At 73.9% G+C, this 21,859-nt stretch carries 16 protein-coding genes; 10 read left to right on the forward strand and 6 right to left on the reverse strand.

The window, feature by feature from the left end; genetic code table 11:
• The first annotated feature begins 131 nt into the window (after window positions 1–131).
• Entirely contained in the window at window positions 132–1,514 is a 1,383-nt protein-coding gene (locus AFE02nite_RS01500; RefSeq protein WP_034243479.1) for a glycine--tRNA ligase, read from the forward strand.
• Window positions 1,515–1,539: 25 nt separating this feature from the next.
• On the opposite strand, the gene AFE02nite_RS01505 is transcribed toward AFE02nite_RS01500, so the two are convergent.
• Both AFE02nite_RS01505 and AFE02nite_RS01510 read right to left on the reverse strand, forming a co-directional pair.
• Window positions 1,540–2,751, reverse strand: a complete 1,212-nt coding sequence (locus tag AFE02nite_RS01505) for a hypothetical protein (protein ID WP_034243476.1) — start codon at window positions 2,749–2,751, stop codon at window positions 1,540–1,542.
• A complete protein-coding gene (locus AFE02nite_RS01510) occupies window positions 2,748–3,350 on the reverse strand; it encodes a SigE family RNA polymerase sigma factor (protein ID WP_146818962.1) in 603 nt (200 codons plus the stop codon). Before AFE02nite_RS01510 ends, AFE02nite_RS01505 begins: the two co-directional genes overlap by 4 nt.
• A 114-nt stretch (window positions 3,351–3,464) precedes the next feature.
• On the opposite strand from AFE02nite_RS01510, the gene AFE02nite_RS01515 reads away from it, so the two are divergent.
• Entirely contained in the window at window positions 3,465–4,145 is a 681-nt protein-coding gene (locus AFE02nite_RS01515; protein ID WP_034243524.1) for an SRPBCC family protein, read from the forward strand.
• Between the two features lie 24 nt (window positions 4,146–4,169).
• On the opposite strand, the gene AFE02nite_RS01520 is transcribed toward AFE02nite_RS01515, so the two are convergent.
• Entirely contained in the window at window positions 4,170–5,573 is a 1,404-nt protein-coding gene (locus AFE02nite_RS01520; RefSeq protein WP_034243474.1) for a nitronate monooxygenase, read from the reverse strand.
• A gap of 102 nt (window positions 5,574–5,675) precedes the next feature.
• Complete coding sequence (locus tag AFE02nite_RS01525; RefSeq protein WP_261765359.1) at window positions 5,676–6,968, reverse strand: YibE/F family protein; 1,293 nt, start codon at window positions 6,966–6,968, stop codon at window positions 5,676–5,678.
• Between the two features lie 53 nt (window positions 6,969–7,021).
• Here AFE02nite_RS01525 and dusB point away from each other — a divergent pair, with 53 nt between their 5' ends.
• The 4 genes from dusB to AFE02nite_RS01545 all read left to right on the forward strand — a co-directional run bounded on the left by dusB (window position 7,022) and on the right by AFE02nite_RS01545 (window position 12,937).
• Window positions 7,022–8,182, forward strand: coding sequence for a tRNA dihydrouridine synthase DusB (gene dusB, locus AFE02nite_RS01530; RefSeq protein WP_034243471.1), 1,161 nt, complete (start codon window positions 7,022–7,024; stop codon window positions 8,180–8,182).
• 81 nt (window positions 8,183–8,263) lie between these two features.
• Window positions 8,264–9,868 carry an outer membrane protein assembly factor BamB family protein gene (locus AFE02nite_RS01535; RefSeq protein WP_034243468.1) on the forward strand — a complete coding sequence of 535 codons (1,605 nt, stop codon included), beginning with the start codon at window positions 8,264–8,266 and terminating at the stop codon, window positions 9,866–9,868.
• Window positions 9,869–9,882: 14 nt separating this feature from the next.
• Window positions 9,883–11,406: an outer membrane protein assembly factor BamB family protein gene (locus tag AFE02nite_RS01540; protein ID WP_146818963.1), complete on the forward strand. Its 1,524-nt coding sequence runs from the start codon at window positions 9,883–9,885 to the stop codon at window positions 11,404–11,406.
• Window positions 11,407–11,440: 34 nt separating this feature from the next.
• Window positions 11,441–12,937, forward strand: a complete 1,497-nt coding sequence (locus AFE02nite_RS01545; RefSeq protein ID WP_146818964.1) for an outer membrane protein assembly factor BamB family protein — start codon at window positions 11,441–11,443, stop codon at window positions 12,935–12,937.
• Window positions 12,938–12,949: 12 nt separating this feature from the next.
• Here AFE02nite_RS01545 and AFE02nite_RS01550 read toward each other — a convergent pair whose 3' ends face one another.
• Window positions 12,950–14,731 carry a glycoside hydrolase family 13 protein gene (locus tag AFE02nite_RS01550; protein ID WP_146818965.1) on the reverse strand — a complete coding sequence of 594 codons (1,782 nt, stop codon included), beginning with the start codon at window positions 14,729–14,731 and terminating at the stop codon, window positions 12,950–12,952.
• A 76-nt stretch (window positions 14,732–14,807) separates the two neighbouring features.
• Window positions 14,808–15,854, reverse strand: a complete 1,047-nt coding sequence (locus AFE02nite_RS01555; RefSeq protein WP_186814442.1) for a LacI family DNA-binding transcriptional regulator — start codon at window positions 15,852–15,854, stop codon at window positions 14,808–14,810.
• A gap of 191 nt (window positions 15,855–16,045) precedes the next feature.
• Here AFE02nite_RS01555 and AFE02nite_RS01560 point away from each other — a divergent pair, with 191 nt between their 5' ends.
• The 4 genes from AFE02nite_RS01560 (at window position 16,046) to AFE02nite_RS01575 (ending at window position 21,846) form a co-directional block, all read left to right on the forward strand.
• Window positions 16,046–17,281: a sugar ABC transporter substrate-binding protein gene (locus AFE02nite_RS01560; RefSeq protein WP_034243456.1), complete on the forward strand. Its 1,236-nt coding sequence runs from the start codon at window positions 16,046–16,048 to the stop codon at window positions 17,279–17,281.
• Window positions 17,282–17,415: 134 nt separating this feature from the next.
• The gene (locus AFE02nite_RS01565) at window positions 17,416–19,056 is read left to right on the forward strand and encodes an ABC transporter permease subunit (RefSeq protein WP_034243453.1); all 1,641 of its coding nucleotides are present in this window, start codon (window positions 17,416–17,418) and stop codon (window positions 19,054–19,056) included.
• A 79-nt stretch (window positions 19,057–19,135) separates the two neighbouring features.
• Window positions 19,136–19,984, forward strand: coding sequence for a sugar ABC transporter permease (locus tag AFE02nite_RS01570; protein ID WP_261765361.1), 849 nt, complete (start codon window positions 19,136–19,138; stop codon window positions 19,982–19,984).
• On the forward strand, window positions 19,981–21,846 hold the full coding sequence (locus AFE02nite_RS01575; protein WP_186814443.1) for a glycoside hydrolase family 13 protein: 1,866 nt from the start codon (window positions 19,981–19,983) through the stop codon (window positions 21,844–21,846). The genes AFE02nite_RS01570 and AFE02nite_RS01575 overlap by 4 nt, the downstream gene beginning before the upstream one ends.
• Window positions 21,847–21,859 lie beyond the last annotated feature (13 nt).

Genomic DNA, 21,859 nt, shown 5'->3' on the forward strand with positions numbered 1-21,859 from the left:
AGTGCCTGTCAAACCGGTGGCCGCGGACACCGGTAGCCTTGGCGCTCGGCACCCAGGCGTGCAGCGCCGAAGCCGAGCACCCGTCCCCACCAGCCGCCGCGCGAGCCACGTGCGGCACGCAAGGAGCACCCGTGGCAGAGTCCCGCCTCGACAAGGTCATCAGCCTGGCCAAGCGCCGCGGCTTCGTCTTCCCGTCGGGGGAGATCTACGGCGGCACGCGGTCGGCGTGGGACTACGGGCCCCTCGGCGTCGAGCTGAAGGAGAACATCAAGCGCCAGTGGTGGCGCGCGATGGTGACGAGCCGCGACGACATCGTCGGCCTGGACTCCTCCGTGATCCTGCCCAAGCAGGTGTGGGTCGCCTCCGGGCACCTCGCCGTGTTCTCCGACCCGCTGACCGAGTGTCTCTCGTGCCACAAGCGGTTCCGCGAGGACCAGATGATCGAGGAGTTCACCGAGCGCAAGGGCCGCGAGCCCGAGGGCGGCCTCGCCGAGGTCGCGTGCCCGAACTGCGGCACCCGCGGCAAGTGGACCGAGCCCCGCGACTTCAACATGATGCTCAAGACCTACCTCGGCCCCGTCGAGGACGAGTCCGGCCTGCACTACCTGCGGCCGGAGACCGCGCAGGGCATCTTCGTGAACTTCGCCAACGTCATGGCGAGCGCCCGCAAGAAGCCGCCGTTCGGCATCGGGCAGATCGGCAAGTCGTTCCGCAACGAGATCACGCCGGGCAACTTCATCTTCCGCACGCGCGAGTTCGAGCAGATGGAGATGGAGTTCTTCGTCGAGCCCGGGACCGACGAGCAGTGGCACCAGTACTGGATCGACTACCGCACCGACTGGTACGTGGACCTCGGCATCGGGCGCGACAACCTGCGCCACTACGAGCACCCGAAGGAGAAGCTGTCCCACTACTCGACGCGCACCGTCGACATCGAGTACCGGTTCGGCTTCACCGGCAGCGAGTGGGGCGAGCTCGAGGGCATCGCGAACCGCACCGACTTCGACCTCAAGACCCACAGCGAGCACTCCGGCCAGGACCTGTCGTACTTCGACCAGGCCAAGGGTGAGCGCTGGGTGCCGTACGTCATCGAGCCCGCAGCCGGCCTGACGCGGTCGCTCATGGCGTTCCTCATCGAGGCGTACGCCGAGGACGAGGCGCCCAACGCCAAGGGCGGCGTCGACACCCGCACCGTGCTGCGGCTCGACCACCGGCTGGCCCCGACCAAGGCCGCCGTCCTCCCGCTGTCGCGCCACGAGGACCTCTCGCCGGCCGCGCGCGACCTCGCCGCCGAGCTGCGCAAGTCCTGGAACGTGGACTTCGACGACGCCGGCGCCATCGGCCGCCGCTACCGCCGTCAGGACGAGGTCGGCACCCCGTACTGCATCACGGTGGACTTCGACACCCTCGAGGACCAGGCGGTCACGATCCGCCAGCGCGACTCGATGGCGCAGGAGCGCGTGGCGATCGCGCAGGTGCGCAGCTGGCTGGCGGAGCGCCTCGTCGGCTGCTGACGGCGCCCCCGCGGCAGGGATCGCCTCAGGGGAGGAGCACCCAGCCCGACGTGGACAGGCCACGCCCGTCGCGGTACTCGACACCGAGCGTGGGCAGGGGATCGGCACCGGCGACGTCGATGGCAGCGACGTACACCTGACGGCCGGGCAGCTGACTCATGGTGAACGTGCCGAGCGGGACCCGCGTGTCGCCGACCCGCGCGACGACTGTCGTCGCGTCGGACGGCACGACGCCGACGAGGTAGGCGACGCCGTCGACGATCGCGCCGTCGGAGACGTCGTCGAGCGCAGAGGTCGATGACGTCTCCGCCGGCCACCTGAGCGTCGCCAACGGTGCACCGGTCAGGTCGCCCCACGGGTGCAGGTCAGCCGCTGCGGTGGCAGGGTCGGTGAACGCCTCGGTCCCGCGCGGGATCAGCACGACCCCGCGCTCACCGCCGGGCATGCCGGGGCCGCCGAGCTCGATCGCCGGGCCGAGGTCCGTGTCCACCTCCCCGACGGACGTGGGAGACCACACCGCCGACGTCGCAGTGTTCTCCAGGGCGACCTCGATCGGGCGGCTGTCGGCATCCGTACCAAGGCGGACCGCGACCGTCGGCCACGTGGAACTCCCTGCTCGGCCGGAGATGCTCAGGACGAGGACCCGGCCATCCACGCCAGGAACACGGAAGGTCGGCAGGCTCCGGGCCGGTGTGCCGTCCAGGACGAGTTCCGGCGTCTCGCCCGTCCGGACCACGCCCAGCAGGGTGGCGTTCGTGCCGCTGCTGAAGGTGCCGCCGACGGGCGGTTCGCTGAACCCCATGCCCGCGCCCACCTGCCCGACGGAGCCGGTCGACGGGTCGAAAGGTCGCAGCCCCAGCCATCCGGGTTCGGCGTCGAGCACGACTCGACTCCCCTCCGGACGTGCGGCGTCCCGCGGGAGGCCGAGGTCGTACATCATGCCTTCGCTGGTCTCCGTCGCGACGGCCGCCACGGCGGCTGTGACTGTGAGGTCACCCACGACGATCTGCTCGGGACCGGCCGGTCCGTCGCGGTCGGCGGTCAGGCCCTGGGCGACCACGACGGCGACCAGGGCGAGCGTGGCACCCAGCCCGCCCGCGGCCCGGGCGGCCGTCCGGCGCCGGCGGTACCGCCGCCCCCCGGCGACCAGCGCCGCCGGGTCGAGCGACATCGTGGGCAGGGCGCGGTCGACCTGCTCGGCGAGGGAGCGGACGAGTTCGTCGTCGGTCAGGGTCATGAGTCGCTCCCGCTGGTGGTCACGGCGAGCGCGTCGCGCAGCTGCGCGAGGGCCCGTGAGGAGGTGGACTTCACGGTGCCGACGCTCACGCCGAGGTGGTCGGCGACCTCGGCCTCCGGGAGCCCCACGAGGTGCCGGAGCACGACGACGCGGCGCTGCTTGGGGGTGAGTGCCGCGAGGGCGCGGACGAGGCGGTCGCGGTCGGCGTGGTCGTCGGCTGCGTCCCGCGCGGGCGGCGTGCCCAGGCCTGCGGCCTCGTCGGGTACGCGGTCGACCAGCACCTCGCGGCGCCGGCGTCGCCAGCTGTCCGTGCGCAGGTTCACCAGGACGCGGCGGGTGTAGGCGAGCGGGTCGCCCGAACCGGCCCGCGCCCATGCGGCGTACGTGCGCACGAGCGCCTGCTGCGTCAGCTCCTCCGCCCGGTGCGCGTCGCCGACCAGCAGCCAGGCCGTCCGCAGGAGATCGGCCTGGTGGGCGGCGACGAACGCCGTGAAGTCGTCGTCGGCGGTGCGTCGCAGGCCGACCAGATGCACCGCGGCGACGTCGGGATCCGCCGTGCCGGTCGCCCCGGGTGGTGGTCGCAGCTCCTCGCTCGCCATCGTGCTCACACCCTAGAGAACGCAGCACCGGGGGCGGAGGTTGTCGCCGGGTGCGCACCGCCTCGGGCCGATCGGCCCTGACAGCGCGGCCCGACGCGCGGTTCACTGGTGCGCGTGAACAGCGCCGCCGTCGTCCGTCGGACCCTTCTCGCCGCCGTCGCGGCCGCCGGTGCGGTCGCCGCCTACCGCCAGGGGCGACGCGCGCAGCTCGCCTTCGGGGCGACCCCGGAGGAGGAGGCCGCCGACCTGCCGGGCGACGACCTGGTCCCCGCCGCGGACCTCGTCGCCACGCGCGCGATCACCATCCGCGCGTCGGCCGCCGACGTCTGGCCCTGGCTCGTCCAGATGGGCCAGGGGCGCGGCGGCTTCTACTCCTACGACCGGCTCGAGAACCTCGCGGGCTGCGACATCACGAGCGCGGACGCCGTCGTGCCGGAGTGGCAGGGCGTCGAGGTCGGCGACGAGGTGCACCTGCACCCGGAGTTCGCGCTGCCCGTGGCCGTCGTGCGCCCGCTGGAGGCCCTGGTGCTGCACGGCGCGGGCCCGGTGGACGACGAGGGTCCGGTCCCGTTCGACTTCACCTGGGCCTTCGTCCTGCGCCCGGCCGCCGACGGCCGCACGCGGCTCGTGGTCCGTGAGCGGTACGGCTACCGGACCGGCTGGGCCGGTCGCATGGTCGAGCCGGTGTCGTGGGTGAGCTTCGTCATGACCGAGCGCATGCTGCGCGGCATCCGCGACCGCGCCGAGCGCTCGGCGGCCCGCTCGTCCGCGCCGAAGCCGGACGAGGACGCCTGAGCCAGACCCTCGCTCGGGTGCGGCTCAGGCGGGCTGCACGGACGACGACGCCACGACCCAGTCGACGACGTCGTGGGCCGTCCAGCCGCCCGGGTGCGCCTCGAGGAGCCGACGCGCACCGTCGAGGTCCGTGCCGAGCGTGACGAGCGGCAGCTCGACGGCGTCGCCGCGCACCTGCCCCAGACCGACGGCCGCCAGCAGCGAGTTGCACAGGCAGCCGCGGCCGGCGGCCGCCTCGGCCGTACCGCCCTTGCGGACGTACACGTCGACCGGCTCGGCAGGGCACTGGTAGCCCACGGTGCCGGTCGGCCGGACGTACGGCCGGCGCAGGTAGCCGAGGTCGCACGGCGGGCGGACCCGGGCCTCCGCGAGCGCCTTGTCCGCGAGCGTGCCCGGCAGCTGGGCGACCTTGAACGGGAAGCCCGTCGGGGACACCAGCGGGTCGGTGCGCACCTCGAGAGTGCCCGCGCGCAGCTGCTCGAGGGCCTGGGCGCGCAGGGCCGGCGTGAAGCCGGACTCGGCGGCGAGGGCGAACGCGGTGCCGACCTGGACGCCGGTCGCACCGGCCGCCAGCGCACGCGCGAGGCCCTCGGGCGTGCCGTACCCGCCGGCCAGCCAGAAGGGCAGCTCCGTGGCAGCGACGCGGTCGAGGTCGGCCTCGTCCCGGGGCCCGAACACCGGCTGACCCAGGTCGTCGAGCACCGGGCGGCCGCGCGCAGGCGCGTTGTGCCCGCCGGCGGTCGGGCCCTCGACGACGAACCCGTCCGGTCGCGTGCGGTCGTCCTTCGCGAGGTGGGTGGCCAGGATGTCCGCGGAGACGATCGCCACGAAGGCGGGCCGGCGGAGGGCGGGCGGAGCGCCGTCGAACAGGTCGGCGGCATCGAGCACCACGCGGTGCGTGCCCTCCGCGGCGCCCAGCACGTCGACGGGCACCTCGCCGCGGTGGTGGGCGGCGAGCTCGTCGAGCAGGTGCGGGATCTCCCGTGGGATGCCCGCCCCCATGAGCACGACGTCGACGCCGGCGAGCATCGCGCCGTACAGGATCGCGGGCGTCGACATCTGGATCTTCTCGAGCAGGTTGATGCCCACCATGCCGTCGTGGCCCGCCTTGGCGAGGTGGACCTCGACGAACCCTGCTGCGACCGCGAGCCGCTGGGCGTCCGCGCCGGCCTGGAGCGAGGCCTTCGGCGCCTTGCCGTAGGGCTCGGCGGGCGCGCGCCCGTCGATCGCGAGGTACGTGTCAAGGATCTGGGCCGCGACGCCCCGGTAGGGGAAGTCCGCGAGCGCGCGGCGGACCGCGCGGCCCGGGTCGCCGTCCTGCAGCCGCCGGACCAGGACCAGGTCGAGGGCCGTGCCCGACACGACGCCGAGCTGGCCGGCGCGGGCGACCTCACCGGCCAGTCGCCAGGAGGAGACGGCGACGCCCATCCCGCCCTGGATCAGTCGGGGAAGGGGGCGGTCCGGCCAGCGGGATCCAGGTGCGGGAGTCGTCGGCATGGACGGGCCTCTCGTAGGTGACGGTTCCGTAGGTTACTTTGCCGTAGGTTGCGCGCCCGGGCCTGGGTCCTGAGTCGCAGACGCACGTCCTGCGTCGTGCGTATGGCCGTGGGAGTGTCCGTCGGAGTGGCCGTGCCCGTGCCCGGTGACCGCGCGCGCAGGCGCCGACGTCACGACGAGCGCCGCGATCGCGGTGGTCAGCGGGATCGCCAGCACGAGTCCGATGGAACCGACGAGCGTGCGCGTGATCTCCTCGGCGAACTCCCCGGAGCTGATCGTCTGCCACAAGGGCAGCTGGTAGACCTCGAGCAGCAGCAGCACGGGCAGCGCCGCCCCCGCGTAGGCGAACGCGATCGTGTAGACGGTCGAGGCGATGTGGTCGCGGCCGATGCGCATCCCGCGGGCCATGAGCGTCTGCCAGGACGCGGCCGGGTCCGACGCGCGCAGCTCCCAGACCGCGGACGCCTGGGTGATCGTGACGTCGTTGAGCACGCCGAGCCCGGCGAGCACCACGCCCGCCAGGAAGATGCCGCGCAGCCCGTCGCTGTTGAGGTGCCCGGTGAGCTGGGCGAGCCGGTAGGTGTCCTCGGTCTCGATCCCGGTGATGTGTGCCGCCCCGGCCGCCATGACGCCGAGCAGCGCCGTCACGGCCAGGCCGGCGAACGTCCCGAGCAGGGCGACGGAGGTCCGCAGGGAGAACCCGTGGGCGAGGTAGAGGACCGCGAACATGATGGCGGCCGAGCCCACCAGGCCGACCGCGAGGGGCTCGGCGCCCCGCAGCAGCGCCGGCAGCATGAACGCGCCGATGACGACGAAGGCCACGGCGAGCCCGACGAGCGCGCGCAGGCCGCGCATCCGCGCCACCCCGATCACCACGAGCGCGAACGTGGCCGTGAGCAGCAGCAGGGGGACGGTGCGCGCGAAGTCGTACCAGGCCCACACCTCGGGCTCGGTCTCCGTCTCGAGGTAGTGCACCAGGACGATGCGCGAGCCCACCGGGACGTCCCGCAGCCCGACCGTCGCCGGGGCCCAGATCTCGAGCTCACGCCCGTCGTCGTCGCCCCCCAGGACGACCACGTGCAGGCGCAGGCACGGGACGGTCGTCGGGATCTCCCCGCTGGGCAGCCGGTCCTCGTTGGTCCCGCCGCACTCCTGCGCGTCGACGCCGGTGATCCGCGCGGTCGGGTACTCGGCCGGCATGTCGACGATCCCGGTGCTGGGCGGCTCGCCGGTCGGCCACAGCACCACCATCCCGACGACGGTCGCGAGGGCGATCGGCAGGAGGATCGCGGCGATGATCCTGGTCATCCGGTCGAGGTGCGGCACGGGGTGATCCTGCCGTGTCGGCCTGCCCCGGCGCACGATGGGAGAATCCTCCGGTGACCGACGCACCCGCCGTGCTGCCGCCGCTGCGCATCGGCCCGCTCACCGTGGACACGCCGGTGGTGCTCGCCCCGATGGCCGGCGTGACGAACCGCGCCTTCCGGCGCCTGTGCCGCGAGCACGGCGCGGGCCTGTACGTGGCCGAGATGGTGACGTCGCGCGCGCTCGTGGAGCGCACGCCGGAGTCGCTGCGCATCATCCGGCACGACCCCGACGAGCGGCTGCGCTCGGTGCAGGTCTACGGCGTGGACCCGGCGACCGTGGGCGCGGCCGTGCGGATGCTGGCCGCCGAGGACCGGGCGGACCACGTGGACCTCAACTTCGGGTGCCCGGTGCCCAAGGTGACGCGCCGCGGCGGCGGCGCGGTGCTGCCCTGGAAGCGGGACCTGTTCTCCGCCATCGTGCACGCGGCCGTCGCGGCGGCGGAGCCCTACGGGGTCCCCGTGACGATCAAGATGCGCAAGGGCGTCGACGACGACCACCTGACCTACCTCGAGGCGGGCCGGGTCGCCGAGGACGCCGGCGTCGCGGCCGTCGCCCTCCACGCGCGCACGGCGGCCGACCACTACTCGGGCACCGCGGACTGGTCGGCCATCGCCCGCCTCAAGGAGGCGGTCACGTCCATCCCGGTGCTCGGCAACGGCGACATCTGGTCCGCCGAGGACGCGCTCGCGATGGTGCACCAGACCGGGTGCGACGGCGTCGTCGTCGGGCGCGGCTGCCAGGGGCGGCCGTGGCTGTTCGCCGACCTCGCGGCCGCGTTCCACGGGTCCGACGCGCGGGTGCGGCCCGGCCTGCGCGAGGTCGCCCACGCGATCCGCCGGCACGCCGAGCTCATGGTCGAGGAGTTCGACGACGAGCTGAAGGCCCTGCGTGAGATGCGCAAGCACATGGCCTGGTACCTCAAGGGGTACGTCGTGGGCGGGGAGCTGCGGCGCGAGCTCGGCCTGGTGGAGGACCTCGCGCACCTCGACAGGTTGCTCGGGCAGCTCGACCTCGACCAGCCCTACCCGGGCGAGGCCGCCGAGGGCCAGCGCGGACGCGCGGGGTCCCCGAAGCGACCGGTGGTGCCCGACGGCTGGCTCGACTCGCGCGAGCTCGACGACACCTTCCGCGCGGCCCTGGCCGAGGCCGAGCTGAGCGTCTCCGGCGGCTGACCTCGTCCGCGCGTCGTTCCGCGCGTCGTTCCGCGCCCCGGACGGCGGACGGGAGGCGCCGATCGCGGTTAGTGTCGCCACGTGCGCGGCGGCGAGGGCGACACCGTCCCGGTCGACCTGGTCGAGGTCGACAGCCCCGACGCGCTCCGGCCGCCGCTCCACGCGGTCGCCCCGGGCGACGACCCGTCGGGCGACCCGGGTAGCCCGGGCGGCTCCGGGGGCGACCCCACGCCCGAGGCGCGGGCGCACCGCCGTCGTCGGCGGGTGCTCCTCGCCGTGGGCGCCGGGGTGGTGCTGGCGCTCGCGGTCACCGGGGGAGTGCTGACCGCGCTCGACGAACGGCGCGCCGAGGCCCGCTGGGACGCCCTGGCCGAGCGAGGCATGCCGCTCGTGGACCTGAGCGCGCCGCTGGAGGAGGTCTGGCGCCTGCCGGGCGGCGGCTGGCCGATGGCCACGACGTCCGAGGTCATGGTCTTGCAGACCTGGGACCAGGTCGGTGGGGTGAACGTGTGGCGTGCCGTCGACACCGCCACCGGCGAGGTGGCGTGGGAGCGCACCGAGCCGGGCGACGGCTGGTGCAGCCAGTGGAACCCGCAGTGGTCGGACCTGACGTCGGAGGAGGCCATGGTCGCCTTCGCCTTCGCGGCGGCCGGCGGCGGGGTTCCGGACGCGAGCATGCTCATCTGCTCGTCGGGACCTGGGTTCGGCGGGGAGCTGCCCGCCGCCGGGGAGCAGTCGACGCTCACCGTGCTCGACGTGCGCAGCGGCGCGGAGCTCGCCAGCGTCGACCTCCCCGGGGCGCTCGTGACGTTCGACCCCGTCGAGGAGGATCTCGTCGCGGCCACGGTCACGCCCGAGGGCGCGATCCAGCTCACGCGGCGACCGCTCGCGGGAGGACCGCCCGTCTGGTCGACGACCACGGAGGTCATGGCGGTCGACGACGACGGCTACTACGCCGGGGCGTGGCCGTCGCTGTACGACGGCACGGTGCTCCTCCTGGCGCCCGGTGGCGGGCTGGTCGAGGCGATCGACATGGACACCGGCGAGCCGACGACGGCCGAGGTCGAGCTGCCGACGGCCAGCGGTGGATGGCAGGTCCTGCCGGACGGGACCCGCGTCGACATGAGCTACGGCGACATCCTGCAGGAGGACGGCGTGAGCTACGTCGTCGGTGACCCTTCGGTCACGGTGACGGGCCCCGACGGCACGGAGCGGTTCGAGGCGCCGGGCGGGTTGTGGTCACCCTGGTACACCGACGGCTCGCTGCCCGATCGCATCCTCGTCGGCAGCACCGGGGACAACGGGACGGGCGGCAGCCTCAGCGCGCTGGACGTGGTGACCGGTGACGAGCTCTGGACCGTGCCGATGCGGTGGTCCACCGCGCTGGTCCAGGTCGACGGTGTCGCGGTGGCCGGCTCCGGGTACGCGGCCGGCGTCGACCTGCGGACCGGCGAGGAGCTCTGGCAGCACCGCGCGACGCTGTCGGGCGCCGTCTCCCCGGTCACGGACGGGTCGCGCGTCGTCCTGCCGACGACGGACGGCGCCGTCACCAGCCTGGTCGCGCGGGAGATCCGTAGCGGGGCCGAGACCTGGCGCGTGCCGACCCTGTCCAACATCCAGCTGCTCAACGTGGTCGGTGACGGGGTGCTCGTGGGGAACGACACGGAGCTCGTCTACTACCGGTAGCCGGTCACGCGGGCGTGCCGCGGACTGAGACCGACCGTCGCGCTGACGCCGTCGCCGATCTACATTGGCTCATGCGGTCCGGTGCGGAGGACCCGCAGCGCGTCGACGTGGAGCTGGTCGAGGACCTCGATGGCCGACTGCTCCCGGGTGGTCGTCGCGCGCGCCGCTCGGCCGACGGACCGCCCGCCGACGACGGCGGCACCGCGGCTCCCGAGGTCGTCCGCGCCTCCCGGGGTCGGCTCTGGTCCGCCGTCGGCGCGCTCGCGGTGGTCGCGCTGGCGAGCTGGGGGCTCAACCAGGCGGAGGAGCGGCGCGACGAGAGCCGGCTGGCTGCGCTCGCCGGCCTGCCGGGCTACCTCGACCCGATCGCGCAGCCCATGGCCGTCGCGTGGCGCAGCGACGCCGGACGCCCCGTGGCGCGCACCTCCACCACGGTCCTGCTGGCCGGCGGCGACGGCGGGCCGGGCAGCGGCGCCGACGCCGGATCGCTCACCGCGGTCGACCTGGAGACGGGCGCCGTCCGGTGGCAGCGCACCGGCGAGGAGTGCCACCCGCTGAGCACGACACCGGAGGACCTGCCGGTCGTCGCCGTCGCGGTGTGCCTGCGGGTCGCGACGGCGTCCGACCCGGGCGGGGTGAGCGTCCTCGACGCGTCCTCGGGTACGGAGCTCCGGGCGCTGACGGGCGACGGCTGGGCCGCGGCCGACGTCGTGGACGGCCTGGTCGTGCTGACGGGGACGGCCGGGACGGCGGTCACGATCCGCGGCTGGGAGCCGCTCTCCGGCCTCGACGCCTTTGCGTTCAGCGCCGGCCCGGACGGACCGGCCGAGCTGAGCTCCGCGGCCGACTGGTCGCACGAGACCGGCGACGCCACCGTGACCTTCCGCTCCCGGGAGCGGCGGCTGACGTTCGACGCGGTCACGGGGCAGCGGGAGGCCTCCGCCGCGGCGGGAGCCGCGCCCGAGACCCTCGACCTGCCCGGCGGTCGGGAAGCCCGCTGGGGCCGCGACCACTTCGGGCGACCGAAGGACGTCGTCATCGTCGACCGCGAGGCCGGGGTGCGGTTCGAGGTGCCGGGGCTGCCGTGGCTGGCACCCGTGCGCGACGGGTCGGCGTCGGACGTCGTCGTCGTGCGGCGGACCTCGGACAAGCACCTCCTCGGCGTGGACGCCGGTTCGGGCCGGGTGCGCTGGGACCTGGCCAACGTGCCGTGGCTCGAGGCCTCGGTCCAGGCGGGCGGCGTCGTGATCGCCGTCTCGCCGTCGTCGGCGGTCGCGCTCGACGTCGGCACGGGTCTGCGCCTGTGGCAGCACGAGGTCGCGCGCGGGTCGCGGACGTGGGACGCCGTGACGGACGGTCGCGTCGTCCTGCTGCCGTCCGACGACGGCGACGGGGGCGTCAGCCTGGTGGCGCGCCGGTTGACCACGGGGGAGCAGGCGTGGGACGTGGCGCTGCCCGGCGAGGTCGTCTCCGTCGACGAGGTCGACGGACGGACGGTCCTCGTCCTCACCGATTCCGGGCTGGTCGCGCTGCGCTGACCCCCGGGCGGGGCCCGCTCGCTAGGGTCGACCCGTGAGTGGGGGCGGGGCGGCGGGCGACGCCGTGGAGGTCGAGCTCGACGAGGGCCCGGGCGACCGGCCCGCGAGCGGCACGGGCGAGCCCCGACGAGCGCGTCGCCGCCGGCTCTGGTTCGTCGCCGCGGGACTCGCGGTGGTCGCCGCCGTGGTCGTGACCTCGGCCGTCATGACGGCGGACGACCAGCGCCGGGAGCGAGACCGGCGCGAAGCCCTCGCGGGTGTCCAGGGTCTGCTGCCGCCGCTCGACGGGCCGCTCGAGGAGGCGTGGAGCGTCGACGGTGCCCAGGTGGACGCGGTCGGCCGCGAGGTCGTCGTGCTCCTCACGCCCCGCGACTGGCGCCTGACGGGCGTCGACCTGCGCACGGGCGAGCAGCTCTGGACGCGACCGACCGCCGACGACGAGACGTGCCGGACGCTGAGCGCCCAGAGCGCGCCGGGCCGCCCGGCGCTCGACGCTGCCCCGGTCGAGCTCGTCGCCTGCTACCGCTTCTTCGCCACCGTGGAGGGGAACCGCGTCGTCGTGGGCGAGCCGACGAGCGTCACCCTGCTGGACGCGACGACCGGCGCGGAGGTCGCGACGGTCCCCACGCCCGCCGACGTCCTGGGCGTCGAGCTGGCGGGGCCGGACGTCGTGGTCGCCTCGCTCGACCAGGAGGGCGCCGTCGTGGTGTCGCGGTGGGCCCTGCCCGGGGGCCCGGACGAGGTCGCCCGCGAGGTCTGGACGCAGCGTCTGCCCGAGCCGCTCGAGCGCATCGACCGGACCGGCTGGGTGTTCCACGTCGAGACGGACGTCCTCCGCGTGGGCACCGTCGGCTCCGTCCCCCTGGACCTCGCGACGGGCGAGCCGCAGCCCGAGGCGGCTCGCGACGGGGTGCTCTACACCATGGCCGCGACGCTGCCCGGTGGTGCCCGCGTCGAGTGGGACTTCGACGCCAGGGCCTTCGGGACCGGTGTCTCGCGCGTCGTCCCGGCCGACGGCGGCGGCGTCGTCGAGCTCGACGGCGTTCCATGGCTCCCCGCCGTGACGGACGGCTCAGAACCGGGGGTGCTGCTGCTGCGCCGCCCGAGCTCGAGCACCGATGCGGCGAGCGGGCGCGGCGAGGTCGTCGCCGTCGACCCGGCGTCGGGCGCCGACCTCTGGTCCGGTGGCCGGATGGCGGGCATGGAGCCGCTCGTCCAGGTCGACGGGATCCTGGTCACGGCCGGTGCGGGCAAGGTCGTCGCGCTGGACGTCCACAGCGGGGACGTGGTGTGGCAGGACGCGGTCGACGGCATCGGCTGGTCCCCGACCGCGCTCACCGACGGCGACGTGGTCGTCGTGACGGAGCGCGCAGGTGCGGGGATGGTGCTCGTGGCCCGCGACCTCGGCACGGGTGTCGTGCGGTGGCAGGTACCGCTCGGCGGCGTCGGCGCGGACGGCGTGGGCCTCGTCGGCAGCGGCGCCGGGGTGCTGGTGTCCTCCAGCGACGGGACCGTCCTGCTCGCCCCGTGACCGCGCGTGGCGTCAGGCCTCGCGCCGACGCACCCAGACGGTGACGTCCGGCGGGACCGCGACCTCGGCGCCTCCGGCCTGGCCTTCCGGCAGGTCGGCCGAGGAGACGAGGACCTCGAGGTCCGTGCCCTTGAGCACGACCGCCTCGCTCCCCACGTTCGTCACCACGAGCACCTCGCGGTTGACGAAGGCGACGAGGGAGTCCGAGGCACCGTCGGCCAGTCCGTCCACCCAGCCGAGGGAGCCCGAGCCGAGGTGGTACTCGCGGCGCAGGCAGAGCGCCGCGCGGTACATCTCGAAGGTGGACCCGGGGACGCATCGCTGCCGGTCGAGCGCGTACCGCGCCCAGGACGACGGCTGTGTCAGCCAGCTGCGGCCCGTCGACGAGAACCCGAACGCGGGGGCGTCGGCCTCCCACGGCAGCGGGACGCGGCAGCCGTCACGGCCCCGGCTGGTGTGCTCGGACCGCCACCACGTCGGGTCCTGCCGCTCGTCGTCGTCGAGCGTGGTGTGCTCGGGCAGGCCGAGCTCCTCGCCCTGGTACAGGTAGGCCGAGCCCGGGAGCGCGAGCATGAGCAGGCTCGCCGCGCGCCCGCGGTGCAGGCCGAGCTCCTCGTCCGGCTGGGGGTCGCCGACGCCGATGCCCTCCGGCTTCCCGCCGGGCACCGCCAGGCCGAGGCGCGACGGGTGCCGGACGACGTCGTGGTTCGACAGCACCCAGGTGGTGGGCGCGCCGACGCCGTCGTTCGTCACGAGCGACTCGGTGATGACGCCGCGCAGGGCCGGCGCCGTCCACAACGAGGTCAGGAACGAGAAGTTGAACGCCTGCTGCATCTCGTCCGGTCGCACGTAGAGGGCGAGCCTGGTCAGCGGTTCCACCCACGCCTCGGCGACGAGCGCGCGGTCGCCGTCGTACTCCGCGAGCACCTGGTGCCACTCGCGGTAGATGTCGTGCACGCCGTCCTGGTCCCACATCGGGCCGAGCGAGCCGGCGCCCGTCGCGCCGTCCTCGGAGCCGTGCGTGCCCTCGTGCGGCGGCGTGACGGCGGCGGTCGGCGCGGGGAAGTCGGGCAGCCCGGGCTCCTTGACGAGGCCGTGCGCGACGTCGACCCGGAACCCGTCGACGCCGCGGTCCAGCCAGAACCGCAGGACGGAACGGAACTCCTCGTGCACCTCGGGGTTGGTCCAGTCCAGGTCGGGCTGCGACTCGTCGAACAGGTGCAGGTACCACTGGCCCGCGGCGCCGTCCGGCTCGGTCACCCGCGTCCACGCGGAGCCGCCGAAGGCCGAGCGCCAGTCGTTCGGCGGCTGCGCCCCTTCGGGCCCCTTGCCGTCGCGGAAGATGTAGCGCGCGCGCTCCGGGCTGCCGGGACCGGCCGCGAGGGCGGCCTTGAACCACGGGTGCTCGAACGAGGTGTGGTTGGGCACCAGGTCGACGATCACCCGCAGGCCGAGCCGGTGGGCCTCGGCGAGCATCGCGTCGGCGTCCGCGAGCGTGCCGAAGACCGGGTCGATGTCGCGGTAGTCGGCGACGTCGTAGCCGGCGTCGTGGTGGGGGGAGCGGTAGAAGGGCGAGAGCCAGATCGCGTCGACACCCAGGCGGACCAGGTGCTTGAGGCGGGCCGTGATCCCGGGGATGTCGCCGATGCCGTCGCCGTTCCCGTCGGCGAAGGACCGCGGGTAGACCTGGTAGATCACCGCCGAGCGCCACCACTGTGCGGAACCGGCGTGCGCCCGGTGCACGAGGGTCGTGGTGGTGGACGGCTGTGCGAGGGCGGACAGGATCGAGGTCACGACTCTCCCGGGTGGGTAGGGTGCAGGCTCCGCGGCCGCCGGCGCGGGTGTGCGCCGTCAGCCGGTCGGGTCCAGCCTAGGAACCGATGGCCGAGTCTGCCGGGGCAGAGGTCCTTGCGGGTGCGGGGGCGGTCGACGACCGGACGATGAGCTCGGGGTGGAAGAGCAGCTCCGTGCGCGACACGCGCTGGCCGGCGATCTCGGCGACGAGCGCGCTCACGGCGGCCTTGCCCATGCTCACGACCGGCTGGCGCACCGTCGTCAGTGGCGGGTCGGTGAACGCTATGAGGGGCGAGTCGTCGAAGCCCACGACCGAGAGGTCGTCGGGGACGCTGAGCCCTCGGGAACGGGCGACCCGGATGACGCCGAGCGCCATGAGGTCCGAGCCGCAGATGATGGCGGTGTGCCCGGAGTCGATGAGCTCGCCCCCGGCGACCTGGCCGCCCTCGACGGTGAACAGGGTGGAGACCACGTGCGGCGTCACGTCCGCGCCGGGCTCGCGCTGGTCGAGCAGGGTGGCGAACGTGGCGATCTTGCGCCGCGCGGGCACGTACCGGTCCGGCCCGACGGCGAGGCCGATCCGTCGGTGCCCGAGGCTGACGAGGTGCCGGACGGCGAGGCTGATCGCGACGGCGTCGTCCGTCGAGACCGACGGCGCGTCCACGCCGGCCGCGTAGCCGTTGACGAAGACGATCGGCAGCCCGCGCCCGCGCAGCCGGTGGTAGCGCTCGGTGGAGGCCGACGTGTCCGCGTGCCGCCCGGAGACGAAGACGATGCCGTCGACGCCGTGCTCGATGAGCATCTCGACGTACTCGTCCTCGGTGGTGCCGCCGGGGGACTGCGTGCACAGCAGCGGCGTGTAGCCGCGGTCGGCGAGCGTCGTCTCGATGGCCTGCGCCAGGGCCGGGAACACCGGGTTGTCCAGCTCGGGCACGATGAGGCCGACCAGGCCCTGCGGTCTGTTGCGCAACTTCTCCGGGCGGTCGTATCCGAGGACGTCCAGAGCGGCCAGGACGGCCTTGCGCGTCTCGGCCGCGACACCCGGCTTGCCGTTCAGGACGCGGGAGACCGTCGCGGTGCTCACACCGGCCTGATCAGCCAGATCCTTCAGTCGGGTGCGCACGTGCCGCAGCGTAGAGGACACCTCGACCTCCTTGTTGGCACGCCACCCAGCCGTCCGTCGGCAAGTGATACCTGAAAGTTACCGCAAGGGTTTGCAGAAGCGGCAACCCCGGGGTTACGTTTCCCGCAACAGGGCCGACGGGGGCCGCCCGGCGCCCGTGGGCCGTGACCACGAGTCGTTTGGAGACCCCGATGCGACGGAGCATCACGCTGACCGCGGTCGCTCTCAGCGCCGCGCTCACCCTTGCCGCCTGCGGAGGCGACGGGACCGAGGAGCCGGCCGAGAGCGAGGCCCCCGAGACCACCGCTGCCACCGATGGCGGCAGCATCACGGTGTGGGTCGACGAGACCCGCCAGGCGGCCGTCGAGGCCGCAGCCGCCGACTACGAGGCGGCGACGGGCACCACCGTCGAGATCGTCCTGAAGAACTTCGAGGACATCCGCGCCGACTTCAACGCGCAGGTCCCGACCGGCGAGGGCCCCGACATCACCGTCGGCGCCCACGACTGGCTGGGTGAGCTCACCGCGAACGGCGTCGTCGCCCCGATCGAGCTGGGCGACAAGGCGAGCGAGTTCGAGCAGGTCGCGCTCGACGCGTTCACCTACGACGGCCAGATCTACGGCCTGCCGTACGCGGTCGAGAACATCGCGCTCATCCGCAACACCGCGCTCGCGCCGCAGGCCCCGGCCACGTGGGACGAGGCCGTCGCGATGGGCCAGGCGGCCGGCACGCAGTTCCCGATCCTGCTCCAGGTGGGCGAGACCGGTGACCCCTACACCGCCTACCCGCTGCAGACCTCGTTCGGCGCACCCGTCTTCGTCCAGAACGACGACGGCTCCTACACGGCCGAGCTCGCGCTCGGCGGCGCGCCCGGCGAGGCGTTCGCCACGTGGCTGGCCGCCCAGGGCGCTGCCGGCACCCTCGACACGGCCGTGACCTACGACATCGCGGTCGAGGCGTTCAAGAACGGCCAGTCGCCGTTCATCATCGGCGGGCCGTGGATGCTCGGCTCCTTCGAGGGCCTCGACCTGGCGATCGACCCGATCCCGTCGGCCGGTGGCCAGCCGGCGCAGCCGTTCGTCGGCGTGCAGGGCTTCTACGTGAACGCGCAGAGCGAGAACGCGCTGCTCGCGAACGACTTCCTCGTCAACTACATGGCGACCGAGGAGGCCCAGCTCGCGCTGTACGAGGCGGGCGACCGTCCGCCGGCCCTCATCGCCGCCGCCGACGCGGCGTCGTCCGACCCGATCACCGCGGGCTTCCGGGCCGTCGGTGCCGAGGCCGTGCCGATGCCGTCCATCCCCGAGATGGGCGCGGTGTGGGAGTTCTGGGGCGTCACCGAGGCGAACATCCTCAACGGCGCCGACCCGGTGGCCACCTGGGACAAGATGGCGACCGACATCCAGGGCGCGCTCGACGCGGCCTGAGCACGTAGCGCCCTCGGGTGGAGCGGCCCAGTCGCCGCTCCACCCGAGGGGTGCCCGCGGCGACGTCCGCCGCCTCAGCCCGCGACGCCGGGCACCAGCCCCGATGGACCAACGCAACGGTGCGGAGTTCACCCATGAGCACGTCGCAGCCCACGTCGGTCGTCTCGACCTCCGCGCCGCCCGGCGGGGCGCCGCCCGGGCAGGCGCGCGGCGCCCGCCGGCTCCGTGAGCCGCACGCCGCGGGCAGCACCCGCGGGCTGATCGTCAAGATCGCACTGATGGCGCTGGTCAACGCGTTCGGCGCCTACGTCGTGCTCGCCGCCTGGGCGGAGGGCTCGTTCGGGATCCTCTGGTCGATGGTCGCCCTGGTGGTGGTCGCCGACTACGTCTACTTCTCGCGGCGCTCGCTCCCGATGAAGTACATCCTGCCCGGGCTCGTGTTCCTGCTCGTCTACCAGATCTACGTCGTGCTCTACACCGGCTACGTCGCGTTCACGAACTACGGGGACGGGCACAACTCCACCAAGGAGGACGCCATCTCGGCGCTCCTCGCGCAGAACGAGCGGCGCGTCGAGGGGAGCGCGGGTCTGCCCCTGGCCGTGATCCAGGACGGCGACGGGAACCTCGGCTTCGCCGTCGTGCGTGACGGCGAGGTGCTCGCCGGCACCGCCGAGCAGCCCCTGGAACCCGTGGACGGCGCCGTCGTCGAGGGCAGCGCCATCACCGACGTGCCGGGGTGGACGCTGCTCCCGCGCGCCGAGATCCTGGCCCGCCAGGCGGACGTCACCACCCTGCGGGTGCCGGTGTCGGACGACCCGGAGGCGGGCTCGGTGCGGACGCAGGACGCGCGGACCGGGTACTCCTACCGGCCGTCGCTGGAGTACGACGCCGCGGCCGACACGATGACCGACCTCACGACGGGCACGGTCTACCGGCCCAACGCGGAGGGGCTGTTCGAGGCCGAGGACGGCTCGACCCTGGGCGTGGGTTGGCGCGTCGCCGTCGGCCTGGACAACTTCTCGACGGCGTTCGCGGACGACCGCTACGCCGGGCCGTTCGTGCGGATCCTGGCGTGGACCTTCGCGTTCGCCCTGCTCTCCGTCGTCACGACGTTCCTGCTGGGTCTGTTCCTCGCGATGGTCTTCAACGACCCCCGCATGCGGGGACGCAAGATCTACCGGACGCTGATGATCCTGCCGTACGCGATCCCGGGCTTCCTCGCCGCCCTGCTGTGGTCCGGCCTGCTCAACCGGCGGTTCGGGTTCATCAACGAGGTGCTGCTGGGTGGCGCGGAGATCGGCTGGCTCACGGACCCCTGGCTCGCCAAGCTCTCGGTGCTCGGCGTCAACCTGTGGCTGGGCTTCCCGTACATGTTCCTCATCACGACGGGCGCGCTGCAGGCGATCCCGCACGACCTGCTCGAGGCCGCCAAGGTGGACGGCGCCAGCCGCTTCCGCACGTGGCGCTCGGTCGTGATGCCGCTGCTGCTGGTGGCGACCGGACCGCTGCTGATCTCCTCGTTCGCCTTCAACTTCAACAACTTCACGCTGATCTACATGCTCACCAACGGTGGGCCGCGGTTCACCGACGCGTCAGTGCCGCTGGGCCACACCGACATCCTGATCTCGATGGTCTACAACGTCTCCGGCATCGACGGGTCGGCGCCCAAGAACTACGGCCTCGCGAGCGCCCTGTCGATCGTCATCTTCGTCATCGTCGCGACCGTCTCGGCGCTCGCCTTCCGCCAGACCCGCAAGCTCGAGGAGATGAGCTGAGATGGCCACTCCGGCTCCTGTCGCCGCGTCCGTCCCGCGCGCCGCGTCCGCAGGCGAGGCCCCGCCGCAGCGGCACCGCATGAGCACCCGCCGGTGGTTCACCGAGATCGGCTGGCGGCACGTCGTCGGCGTGGTCGCCGTCGTCTACGCGGCGTTCCCGCTCGTGTACGTGGTGTCCGCCTCGTTGTCCGAGGGCGGCACGCTGACCGGCTCGAACGCGCTCTTCAGCGAGATCAGCACGGAGAACTACGCCGCGCTGGGCGACACCGTCTTCTGGACGTGGATGGGCAACACCCTGTTCATCGCGATCAGCACCGCGATCGGCACCGTCCTCATGGGGGCGTCCGCTGCCTACGCCTTCTCCCGCTTCCGCTTCACCGGCCGGCGGGTGGGCCTGACGTCGCTGCTGGTCATCCAGATGTTCCCGCAGATGCTCGCGTTCGTCGCGATCTTCCTGCTGCTGCTCGGCCTCGGGAACGTCGTGCCGTCCCTGGGGGTGAACTCGAAGATCGCCCTCATCTGCGTGTACCTGGGCGGCGCGCTCGGCGTGAACACGTTCCTCATGTACGGCTTCTTCAACACCGTGCCGCGCGAGCTCGACGAGGCCGCGAAGATCGACGGCGCCTCGCACACGCAGATCTACTGGACGATCATCCTGCGGCTCGTCTCGCCGATCCTGGCGGTCGTCGGGCTGCTGTCGTTCATCAGCACGTTCGGCGAGTTCATCATCGCCCGGGTGATCCTGCAGTCGGAGTCGAACTGGACCCTCGCCGTCGGGCTCTACGGGTGGGTGTCGGCGCTCCTCGAGGCGAACTGGGGGCTGTTCGCGGCGGGTGCGGTCCTCGCGGCGATCCCGGTGCTGGCCCTCTTCCTGTTCCTGCAGAAGTACATCGTGGGCGGCCTCACCGCGGGCGCCGTCAAGGGATGACGGCGGCGCAGCCGGCGCAGGCCGACCGGCACCCGTACGACCGCCCGCACCTGCTCGACCGCCCGCACCACGACGGCGGCCCGATGCACGTCCCCGACGGCGTCCCCGGGCTCGGCGACCGGGTGCCGGTGCGCGTCCGCGTGCCGGCCGCGGCAGCCGGCGCCCTGGGCGACGACGGCGTCGTCGTGCGCGTGGTGCGCGACGGCGAGCCGCGCTACGCCGTCGCGCGCCCGGACGGCCACGACGACGTCGACGCCTGGTACGTCGCCGAGGTCGAGGTGCACAACCCAGTGACCTCCTACCGGTTCCTGGTCGCCGATCCGCGGGGCGCGCGCTGGCTGACGGCGCGGGGTCTCACCGCGCGTGACGTGCCCGACGACGGCGACTTCCGCCTCACGGTCCACGGCCGGGCCCCGGCATGGTCGCGGCAGGGAGCGGTCTACCAGGTGTTCCCGGACCGGTTCGCGCGCTCACCCGGGGCGGCCGCGCGCCCGGTCCCCGCGTGGGCCGAACCCGCGGACTGGGACGCGGAGCCCGCCGCGCACGGCGCACGGACGGGTCGCCAGCTCTTCGGCGGCGACCTGGCGGGGATCGAGGCGCACCTCGACCACCTCGAACGGCTCGGCGTCGACGTCCTCTACCTCACGCCCTTCTTCCCCGCGCGCTCGGTGCACCGGTACGACGCCGCCACCTTCGAGCACGTGGACCCGCTGCTGGGCGGCGACGACGCGCTGGTCTCGCTCGCCGCGGCGGTGCACCGGCGGCGGATGCACGTTGTCGGCGACCTCACGACGAACCACACGGGCGCCTCGCACGAGTGGTTCGTCCGGGCGGGCGCGGATCCCGCCGCGCCCGAGGCGGGCTTCTACCACCGCGACGACGACGGCTTCGTCGGCTGGCTCGGGCACGCGTCGCTGCCCAAGCTGGACCACCGGTCGGCGGAGCTGCGACGGCGGCTCCTCGAGGGCCCGGACTCCGTCGTCGGCCGATGGCTCCGGGCGCCGTTCGAGCTCGACGGTTGGCGCGTCGACGTCGCGAACATGACGGGCCGGCACGGCGCGGTCGACCTGGCCCACGCCGTCGCGCGCGCGATGAGGGAGACGCTGGCGCAGGTGCGACCCGACGCGGTCCTCGTGGGGGAGCACTTCCATGACGCGTCGGCGGATCTCGCGGGCGACGGGTGGCACGCCGTCATGAACTACTCGGCGTTCGCGCGCCCGCTGTGGGGCTGGCTCGCGCCCGAGGGCTGGTCTCTGCCCGAGGTCCCCATGCCGATGCCGCGGCGCGGCGGCGCCGCCATGGTCCGTTCGATGGTCGACTTCGCCTCACGGGTGCCCTGGGCGGTGACGGCCCAGCAGTGGAACCTGCTCGGCTCGCACGACACCGCGCGCATCCGTACGCGGCTGGGCGACCCCGCGCTCGTCGAGGTGGCGGCCGGGCTCCTGGCGACCTACCCCGGGGCGCCGATGGTGTTCGCCGGCGACGAGTACGGCGCCACGGGCGTCAACGGCGAGCACGCCCGGACGACCATGCCCTGGGCCCGGCCGGACCGGCGTGACGAGCGGACCTTCGCGGCGTACCGGTCGCTGCTCGGCCTGCGCCGGGACGCGCGAGCCCTGCGGGACGGCGGTCTGCGCTGGGTCCTGGCGACGGCCGACGCCGTCGGCTACCTGCGGGAGGTGCCGGGGGAGCGGGTGCTGGTCGCGGCCGCGCGGGGGCCGTGGTCCGGCGTCGTGCTCCCCGCGCACCTGGCCCCGTCCGGCGCCGTCCAGACGCTGCACGGGCCGGACCTGACGCACGATGCGCGGGGCATCCGGGTCCCCGGTGACGGCCCGTTCGTCGGTGTCTGGCGCCTGGCCTGAGGGTCGCCCGCGG

Origin of the sequence: Actinotalea fermentans, assembly GCF_007991475.1 — a bacterium.
GTDB classification, from domain to species: domain Bacteria; phylum Actinomycetota; class Actinomycetes; order Actinomycetales; family Cellulomonadaceae; genus Actinotalea; species Actinotalea fermentans.